This window comes from Kribbella sp. NPDC058245, assembly GCF_042882005.1.
Taxonomy (GTDB): Bacteria; Actinomycetota; Actinomycetes; order Propionibacteriales; family Kribbellaceae; genus Kribbella.
Genome location: NZ_JBHVWY010000006.1, coordinates 154,855 through 161,146, shown reverse-complemented (window position 1 = coordinate 161,146; position 6,292 = coordinate 154,855). Strand labels below are relative to the sequence as shown.

The window sequence follows — 6,292 nt, the reverse complement described above, 5'->3', positions numbered from 1 at the left end:
GGCGGAGTGGCGAGCAACCATCCCGCCGTACCGGCTCGGCCGCGGACGAGCGAGACGGATGCGGCCTACGCGGCTTGCCGGCGATGCGCGGTCGGCGTCGTACCGCGGACTCGCTTGAACGCGACGCTGAGAGCGAAAGCGTTGGCGTAGCCGACTCGGCGAGCGATGGTTTCGACGGTGTCCTGCGTACTGCGGAGTTGGTCGGCCGCGAGCGTGATGCGCCAGGTGGTGAGGTAGCTCATGGGCGCTTCACCGACGACCGCGGTGAACCGACGGGCGAGGCTGGCGCGGGAGACCCCGACGCGATCAGCGAGCTCGGGAACACTCCACGGGTACGACGGATCCTCGTGCAGCAACCGCAATGCACCACCTGCCACCGGATCAGTCTGCGCCTGGTACCAGCCGGGCGCCTGCGATTCCGGCCGGTCGAACCACGCCCGCAGCGTGACGATCAAAGCGAGGTCGAGCCAGCGGTCCAACACACTCTGCTGACCGGGCGACTCGCGCCGGATCTCACTCGCGATCATCTCCATCACCGGCCCGGCAAGGTCAGCCGCCGGTACGACGAGCACGGACGGCAGCGCGTTGAGCAGTCGCCGGCTGACGTCACCCGCGACCAGATAGGTGCCGCTGGCAATCATCGCCGAGCCCTCCGCGCGACCACCGTACGTGCGCAGTCCGAGCCGCTCGCTGTAGTCGATAGGGGCCCCAGGCAACGGTTGGCAGATGTTGCCGGGCAGGATGCGTAGTTGGGGTGCGGTGGTCACGCTGTCGCCGACGATGTACGGCGCGGTGCCCTTGAAGACCGCGACATCACCTGGCCCCATCCGGAGGGGCTCGATCCCGTCCCGGGTCACCCAGGCCTCACCGCGCACCATCGTCGCCAGCGCGAGCGGAGCCTCCTCGCGGATCTCCAGCGCCCACGGCGGCTCCAGGATGCCGAGGTTGAACACCCCGTCCACCGCGCGGGTTCCGGCCAGCAGGTCATCGAGCACATCCATGGGCTGAGCGTATCGGACATCTAACTGCGCTGAACAGCCATGGTTAAGCTCATTCACTCGCGGTGAAGTAGAGCCATGACAACGACACCGATTCTCATCCTGGGCGGCAAGGGCAAGACCGGCCGCCGCGTCGCGGCACAGCTCGACGCCCGCAACGTCCCCTACCGCCTCGCGTCCCGCTCAAGCGCGCTGCGCTTCGACTGGTACGACGAAAGCACGTGGTCCCCGACCATCGCGGGCGCCGAAACCGCGTACCTCGCACCGCCGGTCGGCCCGACGGGTCTCGCCCAAGCCGGCCGTTTCGTTCAGCAGGCGGCCACCGAAGGACTGCGCCGCATCGTCCTGCTCTCCGGCCGCGGCGTCGGCAGCCCCGGTCGCGAGTTCGCGGTCTACGAGGGTCAGCTCGGACTGGAGCACGCCGTACAGGCAAGTGGTGCGGACTGGACGATCATCCAGCCAGCCTGGTTCGCCCAGGGTTTCAGTGAAGACGTCTTCCGGTACGACGTTCTGGCCGGTGAAATCCGGTTATCGGCCGGTGACGGCGGTGAGGCGTGGATCGACACCAATGACGTCGGCGACGTGATGACCGAGGCCCTACTGAATGAGGCCCACACCGGCGCGACCATCGCTCTGTCCGGCCCGCGCACTCTGACCATGACCGAAGTCGCCGCCGAGCTCACCGTCGCCACCGGCCGTCCGATCAAGTACGTCGACCTCGACCCCGAACAGCATGTCGCCGAACTACTCGAACAGGGTGTGCCCGCCGAAGACGCCGAGGCGGTCCGCGACCTCTTCGCCGTGATCCGCAATCACCGCTCGGAGTACGTGTCGGACGGCGTACAGGAGATCCTCGGCCGCCGACCCCGTGACTTCACCGACTGGGCCCACCAAACCGCAGCCACGGGAATCTGGTCTGACCGACCGTGACCGTGCGGACACGGAAAATGATGCGAGCCAGTCGCGGCGGTGTTTTCATCGACGTATGAGCATCCGCCGCACGGTCACCCCGGCCGGGGACCCCGCCTGGCTCGTCTCCGACTATCCGACCGTGAAGGCGCTGCTGCCTGATCCGCGGCTCGGGCGGACCCATCCGGATCCGTCGATCGCGCCGCGATACTCCGAGTCGGTCGTCTTCGGACCGCCCGCGCCGGAGACGCCGAGCTCGGGTGCGGACCACAAGCGGATGCGCAAGCTACTCGGCCCGTGGTTCAGCGCACGGCGGCTCGAGCAGTTCCGACCGCGTGTCGAGGAGCTGGTGACCGCCGTACTGGATGACCTCGCACTGCGGGATCGCCCGACCGACTTCCACGAGGTCGTGTCGTTTCCGCTGCCTGCGTTGGTGATCTGCGAGCTGCTGGGCGTCCCGCCGGAGGATCGCGAGCGCTTCCGATCCTGGTCCGAAGACACCGCGGACATGATCGACCCGGGCCGATCGGTCGCCGGGTATGCCGCACTGGCCGAGTACATCGGCGGTCTGCTGGTCCAGCGGTTGGAGCACCCGTCCGATGACCTGCTGTCGAGTTTGGCGGCGGCTCACCTGGAGGACCCCGAAGGTCTCTCGCTGGAGGCAGCTGCCCAGCTCGGCGGCGGCGTACTGTTCGCGGGCCACGAGACCACGGTGACCGCGATCGACACCGGCATCCTGCAGTTCTCGCTGCACCCGGAGCAGCAGCAGGCGCTGCGCGTGGACCCGTCGCTCGTACCGGCCGCGGTCGAGGAGATCCTGCGCTCGTCGATGCCGATCCCCGGCAACACCGCGCGCGATGACGAGGCCTTCGGCCTGCCCCGCTGGGCGAACGCGCCGATCGATCTCCCCGACGCCACGATCGCGGCCGGCGACCTCGTCGTACTGCAACTGGCCGAAGCCAACGATGACCCGGTCGTTGTCGGAGCCACGAACGGCTTCGTCAGCACCCGACAGCCCAACCCACACGTCGCTTTCGGCCACGGCCCGTACTTCTGCATCGGCGCACCACTGGCCCGGCTGGAACTTCAGGTCCTGTTCAGCCAGCTTTATCGACGCTTCCCGCACCTCTCGGTCGCCGTACCGGCAGAGGCTTTGAAGGCTCGGCCCAATCAGTTCACCGGCGGGATCGAGGCCTTGCCTGTCACCTGGTAGGCCTCGCGCGCAGCGGACAACAGATCTGGGGTATCGAACAGCCGCCAGTCGGTGTTGGTGCGCAGGTCTTCGGTCAGGAACGGGCAGTCGGTCGAGCAGCCATGGCGGCAGGCGGACAGGTGCTGGAGATAGGCATGGGCCGCCGTGAGCTCGGCGATCTGCCGTTCCAGGGCCTCGAGGCGGTTGTCGATCACGTGCCGCCGATGGATCGCGGTGGTTCCGGCGGCCGTGATGACGGCGATCTCATCGAGGGACATCATCCCGCTGGCCCGGCAGAGCTGGGCCAATCCCAGTTGCCGGAGCTCGCGTTCGCCGTACCGGCGTTTGCCGTCCGGGCCGACCGGTGGCGTGAGCACGCCCTGCTTCTCCCACCAGCGCACGGTCGAGACCGGTAACCCGTAGAGCGCGGCGGCCGCGCCGATCCCGACGAATTCGTTGCCCATGAGAACCAGTATTGACATGAAGGTGACTTCACCTCAAAGGCTCGTGTCATGACCCTGACCGAGAGCCCGCCTGCCCTGTCCCGAGCTGCCCTGACCGCCGCGTTCCTCGGAACGTTCCTGTCGGTGCTGGACGTCTCCATCGTGAACGTCGGGCTGCCGGCGATCCAGGATTCGCTGACCGCAACCTTCAGCCAGCTGCAATGGATCGTCGACGGGTTCGCACTCAGCCTGGCCGCGTTGCTGCTGACCGGCGGGATGCTCGGCGACCGCTTCGGCCGCAAGCGGGTCTACCTCGGTGGGGTCGGCTTGTTCCTGCTGGGTTCGATGCTCTGCGCCGTTGCCCCGGTGATCGGCGTCCTGATCGCCGGGCGGGTTGTCCAGGGAGTCGCGGCCGCGGTGGTGATGCCGGGCGCGATGGCGATCGTCGGCCGGTCGACGTCCGACCGAGCAGTGCGGGCGCGCCTGCTCGGCCTGTACGGCGTGGTGGTCAGCTTCGGTTTCGTCGCCGGACCGCTGCTCGGTGGGCTGCTGGTCGACACGCTCGGCTGGCGCAGCATCTTCGGAGTCAACCTGCCGATCGGTCTGCTGATCCTGGTGCTCGGTTGGCGCGGACTCACCGAGAGTGCGGATCCGGAGCACGCGCATCCCGACGTACCGGGACAGGTGCTCGCCGTCCTGTTCCTCGGATCGCTGGTGTTCGCGACGATCGAGTACCGCGAGTACGGCTGGGACTCGGCGATCACTTGGACGGCCCTCGCCCTCTGCCTGATCTCGCTGATCGCGCTGGTCGTGGTCGAGCGGCGGAGCCGGCGCCCGATGTTGCCGGTGCCGCTCTTCCGGGATCCGCGGTTCACGGTGACGAACTTCGGTGCCGCGTCGCTCGGGTTCGCGGCCGGCGGCTCGCTGTACCTGGTGTCGCTCTTCCTGCAGCACGACCGGGGGAGCAGCGCGATGATGACCGGGATCCTGCTGCTGCCGATGACGGTCGCGACCATCCCGGGTTCGTATCTGGCCGGCCGGCTGACCGCGGCGTACGCCGCCTGGGTGCCGATGGCGGTCGGGTTCACCTGTGTCGGGCTGGCCATGCTCGCGATGGTGACGTTCGACGGAGGAACGCCGTACGTGCTGATCGCGGTCGCCTTCGCGGCGCACGGACTCGGTCAAGGGTTGAGCATCACGCCGGCCAGTGCCGCCGTACTGGAGATCGTTCCGCGCGAGCGGGCCGGGCTGGCCTCGGCCACGGTCGGTGTGAGCCGGCAGGGCGGTACGGCGATCGGGATCGCCGTACTCGGTGCGATCAGTGCCGACGGTCCGTTGCTGTCAGGTCTCGTTGTCGCCGGAGTGGTGATTCTGGTGGCAGCTGGCCTGATGGTGCTGTTGTCCAAGAAGAGGGCCTTCGCACCCACCTGACTGAGTGCGAAGGCCTTCTCTGGATCAGTGCTGCTGGAGGTCGGTCCACTCGTCGTGGGTCATCTCCTGCAGGTCCGCCTTCGCGGTCTTGGACTGCACGTTCGCACCCTGACCGACGGCGCCGCCGCCGAACACGATGTTGGCCCAGTTGTTCTGGGTGGTCAGCGTGTTGTTGACGTTGTCGTCGTTGATGTCGGCGGCGGTCACGTCGGTGGCGTCACCGTCGCAGTTCCAGTCGATCGGGCCGCTGGCGGCACCGCTCGTCGTCCGGCTGGTGCCGTTCGGGCACTTCCAGCTGGTCTTGTACGCCGATGCCGAGCTGCCGAGGCCGGCCGACTCGGTGAGGCTGGTCTCGTTGAGCGCCGGCGGGGCGACGTTGGAGTAGCTCCAGTAGAGCGAGCCGTCGGCCTTCGGGACGCCGCCGAGCTGGAAGAAGTAGTTCATCACGCTCAGGTAGTTCGGCTTGTAGTTGCCGTTGTCCGAGCCACCGTGCTTGAGGCCGAGGTTGTGTCCGAGCTCGTGGATGAACGTGCCGACGTTGGTGTTGTCGGTCGCGTTCCAGTTGCAGCGCTGGCCGACCGTGACGATGAACGTGTCGTTCGGGATGTTGAAGGCCTGGCCGCTGCTGCAGTTGTTGTCGTAGCTGTCGGCCCAGAGCATGTAGTGGAAGATCGCCTTCCGGGCCGTGGCGAAGTTGGCGTTCTTGATCGCGTTGGTCTGGGTCGCCGACGGGTTCAGATCGTTGTCGTAGGCAACAAGATTGCCACCGCCGAGGTTGTACGCCGTACCTCGGGCGGTGCCGGCGTCGAGGTGGATCTTGATCCCGGTGGTGCCGTTCGGGTTGCTGATCGGGGCCTGCGCGAAGACCTGGACGATCCGGTCCAGCGCGGCGACGCTGGCGAGCCGGCCGTCCATGTAGTCCATCTCGACGAACAGGTCCTTCTTGTTCGGGTCCGCGCCCATCGCCTTCAGGTTCACGTCGACGACGCCGTCACCGTTGGCGTCGTACCCGTTGGTCTCCCAGAGGTCGGGCAGCGAGTCGCCGTCGGTGTCGGTCGCGAGCACCGCCTGGGACCCGGCGGGAGCAGCGTGCGGGCCATCGGACGGTACGGCGGCCATCGCGCTGGTCGCGGCGAGCGCGACGGCGGCGAGGGATCCGAACACGGTCAGAAAGGCAGGGCGGGGCCTCATCTAGATCTCCTTAGGGGCGGTGGGTGATCTGTCCGACACCGTAAGTGATGCGAGTCACTGTGCACGAGGCATACCCGGGTCATGGCCCAAATGCGTCAATCGATGTACCTTGAATTCATCACATGATG

Annotated in this window: 6 protein-coding genes; 3 read left to right on the top strand and 3 right to left on the bottom strand. The window is 67.5% G+C overall.

Features of this window, described 5'->3' with window-relative positions; translation table 11 throughout:
* Nucleotides 1–65 precede the first annotated feature (65 nt).
* Complete coding sequence (locus tag ACFVWG_RS15800; RefSeq protein ID WP_391544000.1) at nt 66–1,001, bottom strand: AraC family transcriptional regulator; 936 nt, start codon at nt 999–1,001, stop codon at nt 66–68.
* Between the two features lie 75 nt (nt 1,002–1,076).
* On the opposite strand from ACFVWG_RS15800, the gene ACFVWG_RS15795 reads away from it, so the two are divergent.
* Nucleotides 1,077–1,928, top strand: coding sequence for an NAD(P)H-binding protein (locus ACFVWG_RS15795; RefSeq protein ID WP_391543999.1), 852 nt, complete (start codon nt 1,077–1,079; stop codon nt 1,926–1,928).
* Between the two features lie 55 nt (nt 1,929–1,983).
* Nucleotides 1,984–3,120, top strand: a complete 1,137-nt coding sequence (locus ACFVWG_RS15790; protein WP_391543998.1) for a cytochrome P450 — start codon at nt 1,984–1,986, stop codon at nt 3,118–3,120.
* Here the strand turns inward: ACFVWG_RS15790 and ACFVWG_RS15785 are convergent.
* Nucleotides 3,078–3,563, bottom strand: a complete 486-nt coding sequence (locus ACFVWG_RS15785) for a MerR family transcriptional regulator (protein ID WP_391543997.1) — start codon at nt 3,561–3,563, stop codon at nt 3,078–3,080. The two genes, ACFVWG_RS15790 and ACFVWG_RS15785, sit on opposite strands and share 43 nt — an antisense overlap.
* 48 nt (nt 3,564–3,611) lie before the next feature.
* On the opposite strand from ACFVWG_RS15785, the gene ACFVWG_RS15780 reads away from it, so the two are divergent.
* Nucleotides 3,612–4,973, top strand: a complete 1,362-nt coding sequence (locus tag ACFVWG_RS15780; RefSeq protein WP_391543996.1) for an MFS transporter — start codon at nt 3,612–3,614, stop codon at nt 4,971–4,973.
* Nucleotides 4,974–4,997: 24 nt separating this feature from the next.
* On the opposite strand, the gene ACFVWG_RS15775 is transcribed toward ACFVWG_RS15780, so the two are convergent.
* Nucleotides 4,998–6,164 (bottom strand): M66 family metalloprotease, encoded by a 1,167-nt coding sequence (locus tag ACFVWG_RS15775; protein ID WP_391543995.1) that lies wholly within the window; start codon nt 6,162–6,164, stop codon nt 4,998–5,000.
* Between the last annotated feature and the right edge of the window lie 128 nt (nt 6,165–6,292).